General features: G+C 71.6%; 4 protein-coding genes. 3 read left to right on the top strand and 1 reads right to left on the bottom strand.

All coding sequences use genetic code 11. The annotated features are described in order from the left end of the window. On the top strand, positions 1–738 hold a 738-nt coding region (uppS, locus tag GL263_RS24115; protein ID WP_182857855.1), incomplete at its 5' end, for a polyprenyl diphosphate synthase. 68 nt (positions 739–806) lie between these two features. Continuing rightward, positions 807–1,817 carry a D-alanyl-D-alanine carboxypeptidase family protein gene (locus tag GL263_RS24110; RefSeq protein WP_182857854.1) on the top strand — a complete coding sequence of 337 codons (1,011 nt, stop codon included), beginning with the start codon at positions 807–809 and terminating at the stop codon, positions 1,815–1,817. 111 nt (positions 1,818–1,928) lie between these two features. On the opposite strand, the gene GL263_RS24105 is transcribed toward GL263_RS24110, so the two are convergent. Beyond that, complete coding sequence (locus GL263_RS24105; protein WP_182857853.1) at positions 1,929–2,690, bottom strand: hypothetical protein; 762 nt, start codon at positions 2,688–2,690, stop codon at positions 1,929–1,931. Positions 2,691–2,903: 213 nt separating this feature from the next. On the opposite strand from GL263_RS24105, the gene GL263_RS24100 reads away from it, so the two are divergent. Further along, the coding region (locus tag GL263_RS24100) for a helix-turn-helix domain-containing protein (RefSeq protein ID WP_182857852.1) at positions 2,904–3,164 on the top strand (261 nt) is incomplete at its 3' end.

The following is a 3,164-nucleotide window of genomic DNA, read 5'->3' as shown; positions in this document are numbered from 1 at the left end:
CCCCTGATCGATCCCGACCGGATGCCGGCCCACGTCGCCGTCATCGCCGACGGCAACGGCCGCTGGGCCACCGAACGCGGTCTGCCCCGCCACGAGGGCCACCGCGCCGGCGCCGCCGCGCTGCGCGACATCGTGCACGGCGCGCTGGAGATCGGCCTCGGCCACCTGACCGTCTACGCCTTCTCCACCGAGAACTGGCGCCGCCCGGCCGGCGAGGTCTCCGAACTGTTCCGCACCATGTGCGCGGAACTGGAGGAGGACGAGCTGTTCGACCACGACGTGCGGCTGTGCTGGGCCGGCCGCCCCGACAACCTCCCCCGCGAGCTGGTGGAGGTGCTGGAGAACCGCCAGCGCACCACCCAGGACCGCTCCGGGCTGACCTTCACCCTGTGCGTCAACTACGGCGGGCGCGCCGAACTGGCCGGCGCGGCCTCCGAGTTGGCGCGCGCCGCGGTCGCCGGGGAGATCGCGCCCCCGCAGATCTCCGAGCACACCTTCGCCCGCTACCTGCCGCGCCCCCAGCTCCCGGACGTCGACCTGCTGTGGCGCACCGGTGGCGACCACCGGATCTCGAACTTCCTGCCGTGGCAGTCGAGCTACGCCGAACTGCACTTCACCGACGAGTACTGGCCGCAGGTCGACCGCCGCGACCTGTGGCGCGCCGTCACCGCCTACACGGCACGGCAACGCCGGCTCGGCGCCGCCCCCACCGAACCGGAACCGGCCGAGCAGCACTAGAACCGGACTGTTCGAGAATCCTCCCCCGTCAAGGCAACTTTTCCGCGCGTCCGACGGTTTGAGGAGGCATGAGAAGAAGGAGATCGAGCAGCCGATCGGGCCGCTCGAACACAGTCGTCAGCGCCGTCGCCACGACCACCGCCACCGCGGCCCTGCTGTCGGGGGCGGTGTTCGTCGCCCCCGCGGCCCAGGCCGCTCAGCCCGCCGCGCAGGTCAACCAGTCCGCCCCGCGGGCCGTCGCGCCACTGGCCGACCCGACCGTCAGCGCCCGGGGCGCGTACCTCGTCGACGACGCCACCGGCAGCCGCATCTACGGCAAGGCGCCCAACACCCGGCGCCCCATAGCCAGCACCACAAAGCTGATGACCGTCCACGTCGTACTGAGGGAGAAGGACCTCAACCTGGACCGCAAGGTCACCGTCAAACAGGCCTACCGCGACTACGTCACCCGCACGGGTTCGAGCACCGCCGACCTGAAGACCGGCGACCGGGTCACCGTGCGCCAGCTGCTGTACGCGGCACTGCTGCCGTCCGGCGGGGACGCCGCGTACGCCCTCGCCGACACCTTCGGCACCGGCACCACCAACTCCGCGCGGACCAAGTCGTTCATCGGCAAGATGAACAAGAGGGCCGCCGCCCTCGGCCTGGAGAACACCAGGTTCGACTCGTTCGACGGCAACTCGAACACCGGCAACAACTACTCGACGCCGAAGGACCTGGCGAAGCTCGCCCGCAACGCGCTGAAGAACAAGACGCTGCGCACCGTCGTCGGCACCCAGAAGACCGTGCGGAAGGCGACCACCAGCAACGGCGGCACCCGCACCTACACCTGGTACAACACCAACCGGCTGCTGGGCTCCTACCGCGGCGCCACCGGCGTCAAGACCGGCACCACCACCGCGGCCGGCCCGTGCCTCGTCTTCGCCGGCACCCGCGACGGCAGGACGGTCATCGGCGTGGTCCTCAACGCCAAGGACCGCTACCCCGACGCCACGAAGCTGCTCGACCACGGGTTCGGCGTGAAGTCCTCGACCACCGTACGGCTGCGGCAGCTGCCCGCGGACGCGCAGCGGGACTGACCGACGACCGGGCCGGCCGGCCGCGTGGGCGGACACGCGACCGACCGGCCCGACGTCCCGCGCGGTGCTCCGCCAGGCCGTCCCCCACGCGGCCCGGCGGAACGCCCGTCATCAGCGGACGAGCTTGTTCACCGCCGTCCGCATGGTCTTCTTGAACTCCTTCTCCGGCACGTCCTTCAACGTCCCCATCTGGCCCCACTGGACGATCGTCACCTGGTTGTCCTTGCGGCCGACGCCGATGACGTTGACGTCCTGCGCCCAGTTCTCCGTGGCGATGGCGTAGACCCGGCCGTCCTTGCCCGCGCCGAAGTCGCCGAGGTCGCGGAAGCTGACCTTGCCGGTCGGGTCCTCCTTCTTCCACCTCGCCGGGCAGCCCTCGACCGACGCGCGCACCTTCTTCACCAGCTTCGCGGCCGCGGTGGCGTTCTTCGCCTTCACGACGGTCTGGCTCGCCCCCGCGTCCAACCCGCTCTGGAACGTCCGGTACTTCGCGCCCGCCTTCGGCAGCAGGCCGTCCGTCACGCAGAGCTCGCCGTGCGGCAGGAGCCCGTGGCCGGTCTCGCTGACAAACCAGCCGTCCTTGTGCGGCGGAAGGTCGCCCGGCAGGAGCAGCCCCGACAGCCGGGGGCTGACCGCGCCCGGCTTCCACGCGGCGGCCTTGCTTCCCGACGTCACGGCCTTGGCGGTGGCGGACTTGGCGGTGGCGGACTTGGCGGTGGCGACGCCCTCGGCGGACTTCGCGCCGGCGGCGGCCTGAGCGGCCTGCGGCAGGCACAGGGCGACGGCGGCCAGCCCCAGTAGGGCGGTCCCGGCCAGACGGACACGGCGTCCCCGTCCACGCCCGGCGGCGGGCGTGGTCTTCACAGCGGTCATGCGGCTCTCCTGATGCGGATCGATGGCCTTACGGGACTCTGGTCGGCGAGTCCCTGGGAGCAGTCTCGACCGCCGCGCGCCACAATCAACGCGTGCGCCGGGCATACGGGATGATGGAACGGCGGGAACGACCTGACCTGCGAGAACACCGGTGTCCTGGAACGGCCATCAGGAACGCGACAGACCGTCGGCGCGGACGGTGGGGGGATATCGATGGTGGATGCCTGCGACGAGCGGGAGCGCTTTGCGACGCGCCTGCGCGAACTGAAGGACCGCTCCGGTCGCAGCTACGGCGCGCTGGCGAAGCGGCTGCACATGAGCACGTCCACGCTGCACCGCTACTGCCACGGCGCCGCCGTGCCCACCGAGTACGCGCCGGTCGAACGCCTCGCCCGGCTGTGCGGGGCCACGCCGGAGGAGCTGCTCGCCCTCCACAGGCTGTGGATACTCGCCGACGCCCGACGCGGCGAACCG

The sequence above is a fragment of the Streptomyces durbertensis genome (assembly GCF_014156695.1).
GTDB classification, from domain to species: Bacteria; Actinomycetota; Actinomycetes; order Streptomycetales; family Streptomycetaceae; genus Streptomyces; species Streptomyces durbertensis.
Note: the sequence above shows the minus strand (reverse complement) of the source record. Positions and strands in the feature narration are given on the sequence as shown.